General features: G+C 32.9%; 12 protein-coding genes and 2 pseudogenes. All 14 read right to left on the bottom strand.

Annotated elements, in window-relative coordinates; translation table 11 throughout:
• Positions 1-27: 27 nt before the first annotated feature.
• A complete protein-coding gene (locus tag AC0L5U_RS20435) occupies positions 28-1464 on the bottom strand; it encodes a sulfatase-like hydrolase/transferase (protein ID WP_473418254.1) in 1437 nt (478 codons plus the stop codon).
• A 7-nt stretch (positions 1465-1471) separates the two neighbouring features.
• Positions 1472-2326: a hypothetical protein gene (locus AC0L5U_RS20430; RefSeq protein WP_473418253.1), complete on the bottom strand. Its 855-nt coding sequence runs from the start codon at positions 2324-2326 to the stop codon at positions 1472-1474.
• Between the two features lie 71 nt (positions 2327-2397).
• On the bottom strand, positions 2398-5664 hold the full coding sequence (locus tag AC0L5U_RS20425) for an Ig-like domain-containing protein (RefSeq protein ID WP_473418252.1): 3267 nt from the start codon (positions 5662-5664) through the stop codon (positions 2398-2400).
• A 3-nt stretch (positions 5665-5667) separates the two neighbouring features.
• Positions 5668-7224 (bottom strand): 3-keto-alpha-glucoside-1,2-lyase-like domain-containing protein, encoded by a 1557-nt coding sequence (locus AC0L5U_RS20420; RefSeq protein ID WP_473418346.1) that lies wholly within the window; start codon positions 7222-7224, stop codon positions 5668-5670.
• Between the two features lie 493 nt (positions 7225-7717).
• On the bottom strand, positions 7718-8143 hold the full coding sequence (locus AC0L5U_RS20415; RefSeq protein WP_473418345.1) for a hypothetical protein: 426 nt from the start codon (positions 8141-8143) through the stop codon (positions 7718-7720).
• A pseudogene (locus AC0L5U_RS20410) lies at positions 8144-10065 on the bottom strand (glycoside hydrolase family 2 TIM barrel-domain containing protein); the annotation flags it as partial.
• A gap of 158 nt (positions 10066-10223) precedes the next feature.
• Positions 10224-11699 (bottom strand): hypothetical protein, encoded by a 1476-nt coding sequence (locus tag AC0L5U_RS20405; protein WP_473418251.1) that lies wholly within the window; start codon positions 11697-11699, stop codon positions 10224-10226.
• Positions 11696-13060: an outer membrane protein assembly factor BamB family protein gene (locus AC0L5U_RS20400; protein WP_473418250.1), complete on the bottom strand. Its 1365-nt coding sequence runs from the start codon at positions 13058-13060 to the stop codon at positions 11696-11698. Before AC0L5U_RS20400 ends, AC0L5U_RS20405 begins: the two co-directional genes overlap by 4 nt.
• Before the next feature lie 99 nt (positions 13061-13159).
• Entirely contained in the window at positions 13160-13396 is a 237-nt protein-coding gene (locus AC0L5U_RS20395; RefSeq protein WP_473418249.1) for a hypothetical protein, read from the bottom strand.
• A 37-nt stretch (positions 13397-13433) separates the two neighbouring features.
• On the bottom strand, positions 13434-14627 hold the full coding sequence (locus AC0L5U_RS20390) for a hypothetical protein (RefSeq protein ID WP_473418248.1): 1194 nt from the start codon (positions 14625-14627) through the stop codon (positions 13434-13436).
• Positions 14627-15820: a hypothetical protein gene (locus AC0L5U_RS20385; protein ID WP_473418247.1), complete on the bottom strand. Its 1194-nt coding sequence runs from the start codon at positions 15818-15820 to the stop codon at positions 14627-14629. The genes AC0L5U_RS20390 and AC0L5U_RS20385 overlap by 1 nt, the downstream gene beginning before the upstream one ends.
• A gap of 17 nt (positions 15821-15837) precedes the next feature.
• A pseudogene (locus AC0L5U_RS20380) lies at positions 15838-17102 on the bottom strand (sialate O-acetylesterase).
• 447 nt (positions 17103-17549) lie between these two features.
• Positions 17550-17927 carry a hypothetical protein gene (locus AC0L5U_RS20375; protein ID WP_473418246.1) on the bottom strand — a complete coding sequence of 126 codons (378 nt, stop codon included), beginning with the start codon at positions 17925-17927 and terminating at the stop codon, positions 17550-17552.
• Positions 17928-17955: 28 nt separating this feature from the next.
• Entirely contained in the window at positions 17956-19032 is a 1077-nt protein-coding gene (locus AC0L5U_RS20370) for an alpha-1,3-galactosidase-related protein (RefSeq protein WP_473418245.1), read from the bottom strand.
• Positions 19033-19181 lie beyond the last annotated feature (149 nt).

Raw genomic sequence — 19181 nt, 5'->3', positions numbered from 1 at the left:
TATTATTTTGTTCTGCTGGGTCTTCCTTTAAATTATAAAGTTCTGGTGGCGTTTTCTTTTACGCTTTTTTGGTCCTTTAATATACTTCCAATCTCCAACTCTAATAGCACGCCTTGTTCTTGTTTCTTCTAACATATAAGGTAAACCAATTTTATCAGTACCCAAATAAGCTTCTATAGTATTACGACTATCTCTAGCTTCACCATCAGGAATATCTTGATTCAATAGTTTTGAAAAAGAGCCTATTAAATCTATTTGACTCACTAAGGCATTCGATTTTCCTGGACGAATCTTTGCTGGCCATTTAATGATAAAAGGCACTCTTGTTCCGCCTTCGTAAATTTGATATTTCCCTCCTGTGTAAATACCAGAGGCATCATGCCCTCTATCATTTTCACCTTCAGACCTAACAATTGTTGTTCCATCTTCATATCCATCATCATAGGTAGGTCCATTATCACTAGAAAAAATTACAATGGTATTATCTGCTAACCCATTTTCTTCTAGTGTCTTTAAAATTTCTCCAACAGCCCAATCAAACTGCACCATAGCATCACCTCTATAACCTAATATTGTTTTTTCTTGAAAACGTGGATGCGGTGCACGTGGTACATGAATATCTTGTGCTGCATAATACAGCATAAAAGGTTCATCTTTATGATTTCTGATATATGTTTTTGTTCTTTCAACAAAAGTATCTGTCATGGTTTCATCATTCCAAAGTGCAGATCTCCCTCCAGACATATAACCTATCCTTCCAATACCTCCTATAATACTATTATCATGACCGTGAGTGCTTTCATAGTAAGTCATCGCCTCTCTATTGGTTTTACCATCAGGGTATTGCGTACTACCTTCTATTTGTACATCTTTTAATTTTCTGCTTACATAAATAGAATCGTTTGCATCGTAGTTTAATACTTTATGACCATCTAAATAGACACAAGGCACACGATCGTTGGTTGATGGTAACAAGAATGAATAATCAAATCCAATTTCTAAGGGTCCTGGTGATACTTTTCCGTTCCAATCTGTAACTATATTTTTCTCTCCAATGCCTAAGTGCCATTTACCAATAACCCCTGTAGTGTAGCCTGCTTTTTTAAATAGCTTTGGCAACGTATATGCGTCTGTAGAAATGGTTAAAGGTGCATTAGGTGGCAAGATATTTATGTTATCTCTAAATCCATGTATACCTGTTAAAAGTGAATACCTACTTGGAGTACAGGTTGCTGCAGAACAATGTCCGTCTGTAAATTGCATCCCCGCTTTAGCTAACTTATCAATATTAGGTGTTGGAATTAGCTTTGAACCATACACACCTACATCTCCATACCCAACATCATCGCCATAAATAATAACCACATTTGGTAATTTTTCAGGAGTTACTTCCTTTTGTTTTTCTTGAGTTTTACAGTTAAATAATAAAACTGTAAATGCTATTAAAAATATTATTTTCCTCATTGGTTGGTTAGTTATAGTTTTCAAGTTGATTATCTAATTCTTCTACTCTTTTTTGCTCTTTTTTGCTTAATTTTTTACCCGTATCTATTTTAAGATGTAAGCGCTTAAGCTCGTTTAACTCTTGAGTTCTTATTGGAATATTAGGGAATGTTACATTAAAGGTTACATCTATGGTATCCCTTTGTTTAATAGCTCCATTATCTTCTGCTAAAACTTGAAAATCGAACGTTTTTTTAGTTACCAAAACCATATTAGAAATATTCTTTAGGTACAATTCTTTAAACTTGTAATGCATATCTCCTGATAAAGAATCTATCGTGAACATTTGTGCATGAACAGAAGGAATAATTCTGTAAACCAACTGTTGGTCTTCATCTTCATCAGTAGCATTAACCTTTCCGATATGGTATTCTATATCTTGATATTTGTAATCGTAATTAATTACATATTCATCTTGATTAAATTTAGGTTTTTTGTTCTTAGTTCCTAATTCTTCTGGAGTTATGCCATTTTCACTATCAAGTTCCATTAAAAAAGCCATGAGTTCTTTATTTTCTTTTTTGCTTAATGTGTTTACTTTGGTATGGACTTCAGCTAACTCGCCTTCGCCATTATTAAAAACATCATCTAATGTTTCAGCAGACCCATCGTGTAAATACGGTGCACTTTGCCAAATACTAATTAAAGTTGGCGTATCTATACTACTTAGCTTTTTATTGAGCCTATTTCCACTATTCTCCGTAATGGTTCCTACATCGTGCATAACTCCAAAACCACTATCTGTAAATGTTGGTCCAGAATGGCAGGTATAACATTCTAAATCGATAAAATGAGAACGCCCTTTTTTAGCAGCTTTCGTCATAGTGCCATTATCTTTTCGGTATGGACTTTTAGGATAATCTGAAAGAGATGTTACATACTTCGCTAAATTATCTAAACCAACATGAAGCCCAGATTTACTTGGAAATAGAGGTTTGTGTGCTCTTTTACAACATCATAAAGGAATCCTGTACCTTCATTTAAATCTCTAATTTGATTATCAAAATCTTGAACCTCATCAAAATTTGCAGACCAATGTAAGGTACCATGTTTCATACCTTCTTTACCTCTTAAATCGATAGTATTTCTTAAGCCTTCTCCAAGACTTGACAAGTCCCAAACACGTCCATCATGACTGCCATCAATATGGCAACTGCCACAACTCATATAACCTTCTCGAGACAAGTTGCTAATATTTGTTTTATTGAAAATACGCTTTCCATCTAAAACATCTGGATGCATCTTTTCATTAGTTACTGTTCGCCATTTAGTTAAATATTTTAATTCGCCATTCGGCTGAGATTCGAAAACAGCAATACTTCTAGATAATTGATTATGAACATACAAACGTGACCCATTACCATTTGCTACTAAACCTTTAGCACCTTCTCCATAAGTATTAAAAATAGATTGATTATTTGGATTAAATGCATCAACTGAAGTTATGGTTTGGCTTCCGTTAGTAGCCACATATAATATATTACCAAATGCATTGTAAGTTGCGCATGTAGCAAAATCACTATTATCTAAATCTAGACGATTATCGTCAATTTCAGTTTCGTTATCTAGATCAATATTAATTACAGTACTTCTTACAGTATGGTCGAAAATCAAAGGATTACCATCACGTTTTAATCCTCTAAATAAATTATCTTTTTTCGTTGGAATCCATAATGATGTTTGCTGCGGATTTACAGCCATAGCGCCTAAATAGTTTGGATATCCTCTACCATTTGACAAACCATCTTTTAGCATAGTTGGCTTTAATCTATGATTGAATGTAACCTTCCAATTTTTTAAATCTACCCATTGCACACGCCCTCCTTTTTGGTTGGATGCGATAAGTTGATTGGCAACTACAATGTTTTTCTTTGGAATAAAAGATACGTGTCTTAAAGGACCTTCTAATTTGATGTTTCTTAACAATTTATATGTATCCGTATCTATTTCTTGTAAAGTATTAGTTGCTGATAATGCTACATAAGCAAATTTAGATTTGTTATTTACAGTAAGCCCGTAAGGCGCAGACCCATACCCTAACGATACTGTTTTTAGATGTTTTCCCGTTTCTAAATCATGTACAAAAACAGCATCGCTTTCAGCACAACTTATCCATATTTGGTCATCTTGCTTAATTAAAGACGTTGGCTCATTACCTGTTGACTTCTCATAAATGATTTTACCTGTTTTTGGATTGAACGCTGTAAACGAATTATTATCTGGGTTTACCACATAAAAGCGATTATGATCTTCATCTAAAAGCAATGTACTACTTGAAACTGGTAAGCTATTTCCTAATGGAGTATATACCACTTGAACCGCAGAACTTTTTATTAATTTGTCACTACCTTCTTCCTTCGTAGTTAATGTAATACTATAATTCCCTGGTTTAGAAAACACTTTTTTTACAGATGCTTTTGATGAAAATGGTGTGCTTTTACTCCCATCTCCAAAATCCCAAGAATAGCTAATTTTAGACTTTCCTTTATTGCTTATTACAGCTTTAATAGTTAATTCATCGCCTACTTGTTTTGGTTTATCAACTACCACTTGCGAACTGTAATCTACAATTTCTGAACCCGTTGAAAATTGTGTTACCAAGGTATCAGCTTTAAAAGTGTTACCAACTAAATCCATAAGGTTAGTAGTCACATATACTTCGTAACTCGTATTCTTCTTTAAGGGTTTATTTGGAATAGCATGCACAATACCCATACCGTGACTAAAACCACATACTACTATTTTATCTGTACCTTTTTCTTTTACATAAACAGCCCCATTTTCTAAACACTCGTTGTCTATAAAATCTGAAAAAGAAATTCCTATTTTACCTAAAAGCGACACATTTTTTGTTCCGTTTTTTGGATAAACACTTCTAACTTCTGGGTCTTTTAAATCAGGTTCCATTTGATGCACACCAATATTCAATTTACTTTCTACTTCATGATCTGAAGTTACAATTACAAGGTTCCCTAATGGAGAAACAAAGGCATAATCGTTAGCAGGTGGATGTTGCGGTTCTACTCCAATAACAAAAGACGCCTTATCATCTTTTACATCCCATCGTGAAAGTCCAGGATAATGCCCAACAAAAAAATTATCATCTTGAAGGTACATGTATTCTGGTTTAAAAATTTTATCCGTGCTACCTAATTCAATTTCTTTGATATCCAAAGGATCTGTAAAATCATAAGCCAACATTTTCGATATCTTATCTACATTTTTTTCTCCAGAAAACGCACCGTTATAAAAACGGTCTCCATATAAAATACCTTGATACCCTATTTTAATTGGATGATGATTAATCAAATTAGGCTGCTTCGGATCGCTAACATCCATTAAAACCATTTCTCCTTTAGCAGTTGCTACAGCAGCTGGAGAGAGCACCAACATATCGCCAATAGCATGAACAGAACGTATGGTTTGATTGTATAATTCATTTTTTCGTAAATGCGATAATAATTTAGGTTCCTTCAAGTTTTCTGTACTAATGATGAAAAATCCATTCGAACCTGTTGGCGCATATACATATTTTCCACCTACCCATGCAGGCGCAAACGTAAATCCATCATATACTGTAGATTTTTCAACTTCTGGGAATTGATAACGACATACTACTTTTGGTAAAGTTTTTGGATCTTCGTCATACAAAGGACCAATATCTAAAATTAAAAAGCCATTGTGGTTTTTACCTCTATCTGAAAACAACATCATGTCTTTATAATAGTATAAACCATGATGTTCTCCTAAATCGCCTAAATAATGCTCTGTGCCCTCAACATGATATATTTCAGGATAATCTCTGGAATCAAAAATGGAAAAAGGATTTCTGGGATCATCAATATTATATGCAGCAAAAGCACCATCTCCTATACCGCCTCCAAAATCAAAACTCATTGGTGCTACCATTAAACCTTTATGGTAACCAACTGCACTTACCGCTTTCCCACAATCAATCCATGATAGAATTTGACCTAAATCTTCTTTATTATATTTTTTATTGAACGGTGCATGAACTTTGTTTGGTTGTTTCTTTAAGATGTTCTCAACAGTTTCTTGAGGTTCTTTATCTGGATATAAAACAAATGCTGAAAGCACCAATATTCCTAAGCAAATAAGAATTTTTGAATAGATATTAAAAAATATAGCTTTTGTCTTCATAAATTATTTTAGAGTTGATTTAAAAAAATCAACTACTTTATTAAGTTCTTCGTCTTTCTTAAAAAACGCATGTTTTGCACCTTTTACAATTATCAATTCACTCTTCACATTAGCCTTCTTAAGTTTTTTATCAAGTAATACACTCTGATTAAACGGTACTAATTTATCATTATCGCCTTGCATGGTAAGAAACGGTGGGTCATCTTTGGAAATATAATTTATTGGACTTGATTGTTTAGCCAACTCGGGCTTTTCATCGGGAGTACCTCCTAAAAGATTTGTAATGTTTGGCACATCCTTTGTTCCATTTTGTATGTTTAAATCGTTTACGATTTTAATCATATCTGAGGGACCAAAAAAGTTACAAACTGCTTGAACACGACTAGACACATCGGTTACTCCAACATGACCTTCCAACTCTTTTGTGTTTCCTGTAAGACCTGCAAGTGCCACTAAATGTCCTCCTGCAGAAGAACCCCATAGTCCAAAATTATTAGCATCGAAATTATACTTAGCTGCATTTTTCCTTAAGAATCTTATAGCAGATTTTGTATCATGAATTTGGGCAGGAAAAATATCATAACGACTTAAACGATAATTGATTGATGCCATTGCAAAACCATGTTTTAAAAGAATGGAATGCGGTCCAAAATCTTCTTTAGATAACTTATTCCAACCGCCACCATGTACCCAAATTACTAATGGCATTGGTTTATCAGACGTATACTTTTTTGGGAAGTATAAATCTAGTGTTTGCGTTCTATGACCGTTTTCAACGTAAGGGATGTTTTTATATATTTTCACATCCTTTGGAATGAAAGCACGTGTAGCATCAATTCTATTAGCAAATTTATGATACGCTTTAAATTCTTTTTCATTAAGTGCACCGTCTATGTTTTTATCAACATGGTCGACATAATCTAAATTAAACTCGGCTAATTCATTACCTTTTAATTTACCATCGTTATTAAAATCGAAATCAGCAAAATCAGTTTTAGCTTTTTTTATAGATGATTTGACAACTGGCGTTAAAATGATATTTCTATATTTTACAGCAGTATGATCCCCTTGAAAATATATTGGCCCTGGTTTTGTGTCGTCTGCGCTTAAAGCCCCTTTAGTGGCACCTTCTATAGGCAGGTTATCAATAACTTTCTTTCCGTTAAGTATAACTGTTATATGCTGATTTACCAAAGTGATATCATATTGTTGCCATTGACCGCCTTCAATTCCTGCGTTTTCTGACGCTATAATTCGAGCAAAAACAGAACCAACACCTTGATAACCCTGCATACGACTATCTCTATCTACAACTTGAACTTCATATCTTCCTTTTAGATAAATACCACTATTCCCTCCTTTTGGCACGTTAAACTCAAGCTTTAAATTAAAATCCTCGAATTCTTGTTTTGTTCTTAAATTCCCATATTTAGAAAAAGGTTCAAAACTTAATTTTGGTGTTTTATTTACTAACTCTCCATTTTCTGCAACCCAACCGTTTTTCTGATTAGGATTAGTGAGTTCCCAACCTTCTATATTTTTACCATTAAAAAGGTCAATTGGTTTTTCAAACTCAATGTCATCTAAATTTGGTTTGAAAGGTAATGGAGGTAATCGTTTCCCTGTAAAAGATTCTTGTATTTTAGAACCATCTTTTAATTGATAATCTGCAATAATCTGTATCTCATCTCCATAAACAACAGCTCTATTTTGAATAACTACTTTTGCTCCTGTTGGAGAACCACCAACATATTTAGGTTTGCCTACAGAACTTTTACGTTTGAAATAAAGTGTGTCTCCAATTACCTTAATATCAAAAATTTTATTTGGCTGACCAACAGTCCAAATTTCAGCATTAATTTTAGCAATATCACCTTTTACTGAAAACCACGCAGGATGACCGTTAGGTAAATCTAAAGCCCAATTACTAAAAAAATCTGTTGACTTTTTTTATTCTGACATGAAGTTAACACAAAAAAGACTATAGTAAATATTGTAATTTTCAAAACAAATATGCTATTCTTCATAAAAGGGATTTTTTTAATATTTAAAACTATAAGGATGTATTAATCTCTATTTTTGAAGATTTTAATCCCTCAGATGATGCCTTCAAAATAATTTTCCCAGTTTTACCTTTTTTAGACCGAATAATAACAAGAGCTAAACCATTAAAAACTTTACGTTCTTTAGCTTGAAACGATTCATGATTCGTAGGATCTCCATTCCCAATTGCAATGATTTCACCAGGACCTTCAACAGTATACTTCACGCTATTATGAGTCTTTGGTACAGTTGTTCCTTTTTTATCAGCAATTGAAACTGTAACAAAAGATAAATCTTCTCCATCAGCTTGAATACTATTTCTATCAGCTTTTAAAGTAATCTTTGAAGGTTTTTTGGTGGTTTTGACAGTTTGTTCAGCCCATTTTTTTCCATTTTTGTAAGCTACCACTTTTAAAGTACCAGATTTGTACAACACATCTTTCCAGATTAAGCGGTATTGATATTTTTCTTTTTTCTTTTACCTAAGGATTTTCCATTTAAGAATAGTTCAGCTTCATCACCAGAAGTATACACAAATACTGGAGTAACTTTACCTACACGTTCTTGCCAATTCCAATGTGGCAGAATATGTGCCATAGGGAAATCTGGTCGCCATTGTGCTTGATATAAATAGTATCTATCTTTTGGAAAACCACATAAATCTACAATCCCGAAATAAGAACTTCTTGGAGGAATATTACCACCCAGTTTTTCAAGTTCGGCTTTCATTCTTGCTTTTTCTGCTGGGTCAGTAAAGTTTAATAAGTTCGTTTTATCCTTATTGTAAGGCGTTGGTTCACCTATATAATCAAAACCTGTCCAAACAAATTCGCCAATCATAAACGGATATTTTTCTTGAGCTTCAAACTCTCTATCAACTGGATATGCCCAATTTGGAGCCGAATAATCATAACTACTTACTTGAAAATAACCACCGTTACCCTCTTTTTTATTCTCATAATTTACTGGAAAAAAATATTCACCTCTTGAGCTAATTGTTGATGCAGTTTCACTTCCATATAACGGCATATTTGGATTGTTTTTATGAAACTCCTCATACATGTGCGGTTTGTAATTTATACCGTGTACATCAGTTGTTTTCTGAAAACCGTTGGTTTGTCCTTCTGGTCTACTATTTCCAAATGTTGTTGGTCGTGTTGCATCTTCAGATCGGATAATATCTGCTAAAACTAGTGCTATCGGTGCGTCCTGACCTTGACGTAACTCAATCATTTCATTACCTGTACTCCACATAATTACTGAGGGATGGTTACGATCTCTACGAACCATAGCTCTTAAATCTCTCTCATGCCATGCGCCAAATAACGTGCTATAATCGTTGTCTACTTTCTTTTTATTCCAAACATCAAAGGCTTCTACTTGCACTAAAACTCCCATCTTATCACATAAATCTAAAAACTCTGGTGCTGGCGGGTTATGAGCTGTACGAATGGCATTCGTACCAAATTCTTTTAAAATTTCAATTTGACGTTCCATTGCTCTTATATTAATGGCAGCACCCAATGGTCCTAAATCGTGATGTTGACAAACACCATTTAATTGAACACGCTTTCCGTTTAATAAGAAACCATCGTCTGGTGTGAACTCTATTGTTCTAATACCAAATGTTGAATTATAATCATCAACTGCTTCACCATCATGAAAAACAGTTGTTTTTAAGTTATATAAATTTGGCTGTTCTAAATTCCAAAGTTTTGGGTTTGAAACTTCAATATTAGATTCGTTTCCAGCTTTTACTTTTTGTTCTGCTACTTTATTAGAACCAAAAAACACCTCGTGTAAAACCTCAACATTACTATCAGCATTTTTTAAATCTGTTTTAATATTAACAGTAGCTTTATCTGAAGCTATTTTAGGTGTTGTAACAAAAACGCCCCATTGGTCAATATGAATTGGATTGGTTTTTACTAAGCGTACATTTCTGTAAATCCCTCCACCTGGATACCATCTTGATGAGGCTTCTTTATTATCTAATCGGACTGTAATTGTATTATCCTCACCTATTTTTACATAGCGTGAAATATCAAATCTAAAAGACGAATATCCATAAGGCCATTCGCCCACATAACCCCCATTTACCCAAACAGAAGTACCAGACATTGATCCATCGAACTCCACATATACTTTCTTGCCAGCATCTGTAGCAGGAGATTTAAAAACTTTTCTGTACCATCCAATTCCTGCCCAAGGTAATTTACCTGTTTGATTAGGTAAATCAGCTCTAAAAGGACCTTCAATCCCCCAATCGTGTGGTAGATTTAATACACGCCACTCAGAATCATCAAAACTAGGTTCATCTAAATCTTTAGGTTCTTTTTGTATTGAACCATCTGGCATATTTCCAAATCTTGCAAATTTCCAATTATCGTTAAAATCTTTAATTACTCTAGATTGAGAAAACGATATATTAAAGATGAAAAAAACAGCCATCAAACTAAACCATTTTGCAATATACTTTGTTGAAAAATCCATAAATAAACTTGTTTTAATCAGTATTATAATTTTTTACTTAACTCAATATCAATAAACCTAAATCCTCCTAAAGGGATTTCAATATCTAAAGTTGAATCTGAATTTAATTTAAACTCTTCTCCACTTAAAATATCTTTTATTTTTTTAACTTTTATCTTATTGATTTTGACTTTTGCTATTTCTTTATTTGGATTAATATAACCGTTTTCTACAATAGTTAAACGCAATTGTTTTGGCCCTACTTGAGATACTACCCAACCTACATTTCCATCAACATTTACTGGAATTAAAGATGCACTTTTCTTAATATCTTCTTCAATAACTTTATAATAGGCTTCTGGTGTATATGTTTCTTTACCATCAGCAGACATATAATTTTTTCCGTTAGTATGGTATTCTTTCATTTTACCTTTATACCAAGGATGAATATTTTCAGTTAAAGGTTTTCTAACGGCATCTTTATCTGCAAAAACACCATGTTGTGGTGGCGTAATTAATACCATTCCGTTATTATATTTCGGAATAAAATTTAATCGTCTTTCATTTGCACCTGCTGCGTATTTTGAAAAACCCCAGGCTGTTAAAGGTGCCCCAGGCCATGTTCCGTTTAATCTACTAAATGCATAGTCATCTAAATTATCTCCACCTTTCTTGAAAAATGTTAACCATTTTACATTACTAGGCGATTCTGTATAGGTTTCATCTGGATTATTTATACTTAGATGCACTGGTGAAAAACTTAAAATATCTGAACGCTTTGGCACATAAAGTGCACCCTCAGCAATTAGATCCCAAAGCAGGCTCATGTATTCTTGATCTACTGGAAAATTATCAATGTATTGAGCACCGCTAGATATGGTGTAAACCATAGTTCTAAGAAAGTGATTTGGTAATGTTTGGTTTGAATGCTGACGCAAACGATCAAAACTAGCATTATCTCTTGCACATCTTCCTCCCCAACTATCAACTGAACCACTTGCCCAAAGTCCTAACCTTGAGGTAAAGCTTAGTTCCATAGATTTATCTGTAGTTTCTTCCATGGCAGGCACAAAAACATTTGCATATTCTCCATTAACTAAAGGCTTCCACATTGGCGTATAAACATCTGCTTGCCAAAACAAATGCTTGTTACGCATAAATAAATTACCATTTCGTTTAGAAGCATGTTTGGCTAGTGGCCAGTAAAGATTATCCATTACGTAATTAAATTCTTCAGAGGAATCTACTACTTCCGGATAAATAAGTACTGTTTTATTTCCATTACCAATATCCATTCCCTTCATTGTAGTTTCTACTTGAAACATAAATGGATCGTTACCATGTCCTCCCCAATACGAAATTCCTTTTCCATTAGATTTCTCGTGCTTCTTCTTGATTTTTTCTAGAACTTCATCTTGGGTAAGTATGTACTTCATCCTACGATCTCGCTTTTCCTTAAATTTCTCACTAGTCATAGCAGAACGATCCCAATTTTCTTTATCAAAATTTCCACCATTCAAGAAAATAGGATTATCAAATTCAGCTTCAATACGTTCAATATTTTCTTTAGCGTCAGGTTTTTTCTGTTTTCAGACATAAAATAAACATCTGCAGATTCCTTTTGATACTTAGGTTTTTTAAATTTATACAGGTGCTTTTTAATCGTTTTTGTATTAGCTAAAATATCTTGAATCTTCCCTGGAGGATTTAATTTTTTGAATTCTTTTTTCCATGATTTATTATCAAAATCAATAATATGAATAGCGCTACCGCCACTTTGAGCACTTGCTAAAATTAGTTTATTAGAATTTGGATCTTTATATATATCATTGAAAGAAAATCGAGTAGGTATTAACTCAGCATTCATTTCTTTATTTCCAAAATCAGAAATAATAAGATTACTTCCTTGTATTACGATATAAGCTTCTTTACCATTATCATTAACAACTTCAGGCTGAATAACACGATACATACCTCGGTTTAAGGGTTTTTTATCTTTTATCTTATTAATATCAAATACTGATTGACTGTTATTTTTCGTATCAATAATTGAAAAATAATTCCCTTTTGCTTTAGCACCAACGCGTCCCATTAGCACTTCGCTATTACCATCCTTATCTGCATCTACAACTCTTAAATCTCCAAATGGCCCTCTTTTTTTCAATTTAATAGTTTCATAAGGTAATGGCTCTAAAACTTTAAAAAAGTAAACAGAACCCGGACCACTCATACTATTTTGCACACCATGTACAACTAGAATATCTTCTCCATTAGCTAATTTAGCTGGTCTTAAAAAGTTTGTAATATGAAGGTTTTTAGGTGGTAATTTTTTATGATTTGACTTGGGAGCAAATGGTTTTTCAATGGAATAGGTTTTTGATGCCAATTCCTGAATTAATTCTCCTTTGGAAGACACATAATAATAACTATTATCATATCCTCCACAAACAGTATAAGCCTTACCTTCTTTTTTTACGACACATACTGAGTACATTGGCGCTTCATTTTGCTTGAATTTCCAAAGTAGTTCACCTTTATTATTTAAACAATATACTGAACCATCTGCATTAGCAGCTAATATTTCATCTACACCATCCATATCAACATCGCCTGTCCAAATATCATGATTCATGAATCCAGACAGTTTGTTTTTCCAACGAATTTCGCCATCGTATCCTACTGCTAAAATAGTACCCTCGTAGCTTGTACAAGCTACATAAGTCCCTTGTTCGTCTATCGCAGTTCTTACTTTTGTTATGGTATATTTTGTATCGATGCTTTTAATAGCGTTATCAAAATTATTTGTGATAGCAAATAAACTATTGTTTAAAACAACAATTAACAAGCAAATTTTCCCTAGTGCATTAATTTTTATCATCATAAATATTCTTAATTATGCATGCAAATTACACTTCTGATTTCTATAAAGTGTTTTTCTTAGTTCAATTAGTGTATCTATTGGTAAATAGACCGAAGATGTTTAATATGTAATATCTATAAATCTTAGAGAACCAGATGGGACAACTAATTTTAAAGTTTTATTGCTTACATTAAAATTATTATTACTGAGTATATCCTTTACTGATTTTGGTTGCTTATTTTGAAATGTAATTTTTACTTCTGTATCTTGTGGATTTATATAATTTGGGTCAACTAAAATGAGTCTACTATGATTTTCATCTAATTTAATTAAACTCCATGAAGCTCCTAAAATCAAAACTGGTAAGTTTTTTCACCTTCTAGAACAACCTTTTTTATTGTATCTCCAAATTGATTAGCTGGTATAATTTCATCTTCATTAAAGCCCACCTTTCCATTAGACACAAAATATGGCATATCTTTTTTTCTAAAGAAGACTTTAGCTCTACAGGGGCAATTGGCACCATACCATGAGGCATTTTTGGCATGTAATTTAACCACCTGTACTTTACGCCTAATGCCACATTAGAAAAATCATGTTCGGGAATATTAGTACCCGCCCAATGCATTTGACTTACTGAAAAAACGGCATTATCGTCATCCTCATTGTATTGTTTTAAATTATGATGATTATCAACAGTATGCACTAATTTTTCGTCCACATTTTTAATTAAATGCCATGAACTTATTGATTGAATGTCTTCTTTTTCAACAATTGGAAGTACTCCTGATTGCATCATTGCAAACAAAATATTAAGCCCAGGATGTTCAACAAAATCACTTGTGGAAACCACACCATATCTAGCACCATAAGCTGCCATCATAACACCTTGTCTTAGATACGGAGAAACAGAATTTTGACCACCGGGAGATAAAGGTCTCCAACTTGTGGGATTATCATCAATCAGTCGCATTGCAAAATCGTCAACATAACCCGCTGTTCGCATTCCAACGCGCCCTACTAAATTTAAATCTTGAATTCTATTACTGGTATCTTCTGAGGCAGGTACAAGAAAATCGTTATACTTTCCAGAGAAAAACATCTCCTTCCATAAAGGTAAGTGTGAAGTTGCCGCCCAAAACATATTTTTATATCTAAAATATAACTTTGCTCGATTATTTTTTCTGATAGCTTTTGCTAATCTTGGAAGATATTCTTCTACAAAGTGAATGACTCTTGGGTCTTCAACTTTATCCATCTCTGCATAAACAAAACCATAACAAGTATTTGGAGCTACTTCTAAAATTTTTTCTAAAGTTTCTATTTGAATATAAAACGGATCGTTTCCATGACCTGCCCAAAATGTGAAAGGTTGTCCGTTGGCTTCAAAATCTACAGCCATTTTAATAATTTCTTCTCTTGTATCTTGATATTTACCGCGCTTATCCTTTTTTAATGCAATTTTCCCTAATTTTTCTACTAAATGTGAGCGATCAGTTGATTCCTTAGGTGATTTTTGAATTACAAATTTTAATTTCCCGCCATCTAATTTTTTTATTTTAGAGTCAATTTTTTCTTTTGTAATCATTACCCATTCTTTCTCTGATGGTTTTTGATAAGAAGGGGTTTAAAATTTAGTATTTGCTTGTATAACACATTTAAGTTCTGTTCAACCTCAAGCATTCTACCTTGCTTTTCGTGTTTAGTATTCCACCAATTGTTTTCTTTCAAATCATAAAAACAAATGGTATTCCCACCATCAACAGTACCTGCTGCAATTAGTTGATTTGATTTTGAATCTAAAGCAAAATCACTAAATACCATGTTTCCATATCTTGATCCAGTAGACTGAATAAGATTTCCTTTGCTATCTAAAACTAATACTATACCGCCATGTTGTAACATAATTTCTTTTCTACTAGGAATAAATTTTCCTTGAGAATGTGCGTAGCGTTGTGTCTGTTTTTTATTTCCTTGATACTTAGCAAGCACATTAAAATTAGCGTCTAATACAGTAAAAAATGGTTTAAACTTATCATCTCCAAAAAACAAAACATCCTCTTTTTCATCACCATTAATATCAGCAATGTTAATATCTGTTACCATTGCTTTCTTGAGGCTCTTTAGCCTTTCATCTTTATCTTTTACGCTTTTTATTACAGCTTTAGATTTGGGATCAATAAAACCCATAAATTCCCAACGAAATTTATCATGTATGTATGTCATTAAAAATAGTGATTCTTCGTCTTTATCTAAAAAATTACCTACTTCTATCTTCCTAACAACACCTTCAATTTTAGTTTTTGAAACTAGCTCACCATTCCTATTTAGTTCATATAAATAATAATCATTTCCTCCCGCAAAAATTTGAACTTTAGCATTATTCTTAACTACAGCGACTTCAGAAAAACGCACTTTATATTTAGGTTGATACTTCCATAATAGTTTTCCTTCACTATTATAGCAATAGATATTTCCATTAGCGTTTGCAGCTAGCAATTCATCATTACCATCGTTATTAATATCAGAAGCTTCTATCTCAAATAATACAGCAGGTGCATCTGCGTTCTTTCTCCATATCTCCTTTCCATCCATTGTATAACTGGATAAGCTTCCATCCAACTCACCAACAAACAATACACTTTCTCCATTAACTTCCGCAATAATAGTATGACGAATTGCATTTCCTGAGGTAGTAAAATTTTGAGCAGACATACTTGAAATACTCATAACCACAAGAGTTATAATTATTAAAATCATTTTAGAGTAAGCATTATTCATAATAACAGTTGTTATTTTTATTTTTTCATTGTAGACAGATACATTTCTTCTAACCAATTTAGAGCTGCAGTAGTTAATTCAGTTGGTGCTATTTTATGACCAGCTTCATGGCTAAATAATTTGATAATAGCATCATGCTTCTTTAATGTCGTGCTATCTTTTTCAACCCACCTATTCGCACCTTTATCTTTCTCTCCATTTAGCATAGCCACTTTTAATCCGTCTTGATAATCCTTATCTTGATAATTATTACCTCCTAGCCACCCACCATATGCAATGATTCCCTCAAATTCTTCAGACCGTCTTGTTGTTAATTGGTAAGCCCGCATAGCCCCACCTGAAAATCCTGCCAAATATATTCGAGATTTATCATGAGGTATGTTCTTTAAAATATCATTTAGTACTTCATCTTCCATTTCAACTTCTAGTACTTCATCTTTCATGCCGTTTTTCAACTTATCACATCCAACTAAAAGCCACCCTAGTTTTTCTGCACTAGGCTTCATTTTATGTAATATAGAATTACCTCTACCTTGAGGGCTAAAAGCAATAATAATTGGCAACTGCTGTGATAGAGTTAAATTTGAAGGCGTATAAACATGATACATCATTTTCGTAACTCCTTTCGCCTTAAATTTAACTATTGATTTAGGTTTTAGTTGGCTGATATTTTGAAATTCGTCAACATCCAATCTCTTTTGGATTTCAAAAAATGCATTTGCGAAAGCAATCCCTAAAAGTTCTTGCCCTTTTGCATTGTAGTGCACATTATCTGAATGTTTTGGAAAATCACTCCAAGAAGTATCTGTTGATGTTTCAATTAGTTTGGAATAATAATCTTGGTAAGCAAACTGAAACATTTGTTTTCTAACCATTTCCGCACCTCCATCTACTCCATATCTTGAGTTAATTTGACCTAAAACAAAAGGCATTTCAGGGACACCTAAATCTGTTCTGTAAGCCCTTATCAATTTCCTAAGATTATTTTTATAGCTTTTGCTGACTCCTTTAAAATTGCGTCATTTTCACCTTGCATCCAAGCTAATCCAAATATTTCATAGGATTTATTTTGGCTTTTTAAAAGCTCTAAATTCTTATTTATGTCAGAAATATGAAGTTCATATAATTTCAAGTTTTGTTTAAACTCTCCTTTTTCGACAGCTTTTGCTTTTGTTTCTGACCAATCTGGATTCCAAGCACCATAAAGTGCTGTTCCGCCTTGCGAACGTTTTATAAGTAAGAACTCTTGATTTGGATAAGACTCTGCTAATGTTAAACCCAACAATAACTCTGGACCAAAACGTTTTTTGAAATTGTACTTTTTATTTGGTTTATTATCGTAATACGACAAGGTTTTGCAGGTTTCCCATTGAAACTAAGCTGCACTCTGTGTGATACTTTCTCAATTCGTTCTTTAATTGAATCACTTAAATTATCATAATTCCCTCCTCCTGCCATATTTGATTGCCCCGCTAATAGCACAACCTGCATATGGTTATTAGGCTTAAACGAATCTTCATTTTTGTTGATTTTACAAGAAGAATTACATAACACAAAGATTATGATCAATAAAAAAATCTGATTTACTTATCATAAATATAAATTATTTAAACCCTATGTTTTTTTTAATCTTTAACGTTTTTTAGACGATTTATCTGCCTTAGTAAAATTAGTCACATCTCCATCGTAACTATTTTTAGAAAGTTCTATGTTCTTGCAGTTCGTGAATTCAAAAGATAAGTCTCAGGATATTGCGCAGCATTATTTTTGTTTGTTTAATTTTATTTCCTTTAAAAATTAGACCATCTAACCTATCTGCCCATATAATTGTATTGTTGAACCCTTCTATGATATTATTTTCGAAAATAATATTACGGTCATATATTTCTTTTTGGTTAAAGCTTTTATTTAATTTTGGAGACACCCATAGCACACTATGATCAATACCACCATGTGCGCAATCTACAAAGTGGTTATTTCTGATGATTACATCTTCTACAGCTCCAGATTCATACCACTTGAAGGTTTCTCCTCGTAAACCTATTGAGGACATATCAGAAGAAAAATAATTATCCTCTATCACTATTTTAAGCGGGGTTTTAATCATTAAATTTCTAGCTCTGTGCTTTGTAATTCTACAAGCTCCTAATTGTGTAAGTAGGATTCCAAGTTTTATTTTCTAAGATGTCTCCCTTTGATAAATTCTCAGGTAATTTATTTTTGAATTTTAATTCTGAATATTTATCGTTAATAAAGTTTACATGTGCTACTTGATTAACAACACCCCTAGACGGGCTTGGTTTTTGTATAAACCAAACGTCATCACCAGCAGCTGCAAATTCAAAACCAGCTTGTTCAAAATGCTGCAATGCAATTCTAACTGTTTGGTCATCTACTACCTCATCAATAACCACATATGTACCATGAACATTAGTTCCATCATCTAACATTCCTTCAATACGACAGTTTTCAATTAATATATCGCCTTTACAATTGGCAAAATGAGTAGCATCAGCAGTACTAGAAATATATCTATTTGAACCATCTCTTGTATAAACTCCTGAGTTTAATATTTGAATATTATCGGTACGCTCAAATAAAAACGCCATTCCTAAAGCAAAATGTACAACTACATTGTCATAAATTACATTACTACAATTCACAGTTTGAAAAGCAGGTGCATACCTATTCAATTCTTTTCCTCCTTTGGCTGCTACTATAGCTCCAACTGGAGGGTAATGCATCATATTTTGATAAAATCTATAAACACCATTTTCAAGTTTTTTTACTTTTTCGGGGTTAAGATGTAATCCAAAAGCACCATAAAAAGTTGATTTCGTTTTTGGGTCAAAACAATGTGCATGCCCTAGTTCGTGAAAATTGAAACCATCAATATTTGGAAATGAAATTTGATTATTTTTAAAATTCCAAGAGTAGCCATCAGTTGATGGTTTTACATCAAACCATTTTTCGTTTTGGTTAACTTCCAAAACTTCAGCTTCAAAAATAAAAGGAATGTCCCAGTCTATGGACACATTTTTAATATCAATTTTATTACAATGTTCAAATTGAAATGGTGCCATTCTTCCGTGGAAAATAAACTCGGAGTCATTACCTTCAACTTCAACAGAATTAAAATTTTCAAACCTCAATCCAATATGTGTTATAGCCATTGCCGTGATTAGTAATAAATGAAAATTTACTAAGCGCATATTCGGGTAGAAATTTATATATCCTTTTTCAAAAACAAGCTTTATATCTTTTTCTTTTGCATTTTGAATCGCTTTTCTAACAGTTGAAGTAATATCATTTTTACTATGTTTTATATGTATCAGCTCTAAGGCGTTAACTTTTACAATCG

The organism is Jejuia sp. G7-7, from assembly GCF_055808955.1.
This window is presented reverse-complemented; position numbering and strand designations above follow the sequence as displayed.

Excerpts from the sequence above, each read along its gene's own strand:
- AC0L5U_RS20385 (WP_473418247.1), bottom strand. The coding sequence starts at position 15,820 with ATGAATAATGCTTACTCTAAAATGATTTTAATAATTATAACTCTTGTG.
- AC0L5U_RS20400 (WP_473418250.1), bottom strand. The coding sequence starts at position 13,060 with ATGATGATAAAAATTAATGCACTAGGGAAAATTTGCTTGTTAATTGTT.
- AC0L5U_RS20370 (WP_473418245.1), bottom strand. The coding sequence starts at position 19,032 with ATGCGCTTAGTAAATTTTCATTTATTACTAATCACGGCAATGGCTATA.
- AC0L5U_RS20375 (WP_473418246.1), bottom strand. The coding sequence starts at position 17,927 with ATGATTAAAACCCCGCTTAAAATAGTGATAGAGGATAATTATTTTTCT.
- AC0L5U_RS20435 (WP_473418254.1), bottom strand. The coding sequence starts at position 1,464 with ATGAGGAAAATAATATTTTTAATAGCATTTACAGTTTTATTATTTAAC.
- AC0L5U_RS20390 (WP_473418248.1), bottom strand. The coding sequence starts at position 14,627 with ATGATTACAAAAGAAAAAATTGACTCTAAAATAAAAAAATTAGATGGC.
- AC0L5U_RS20425 (WP_473418252.1), bottom strand. The coding sequence starts at position 5,664 with ATGAAGACAAAAGCTATATTTTTTAATATCTATTCAAAAATTCTTATT.
- AC0L5U_RS20430 (WP_473418253.1), bottom strand. The coding sequence starts at position 2,326 with ATGACGAAAGCTGCTAAAAAAGGGCGTTCTCATTTTATCGATTTAGAA.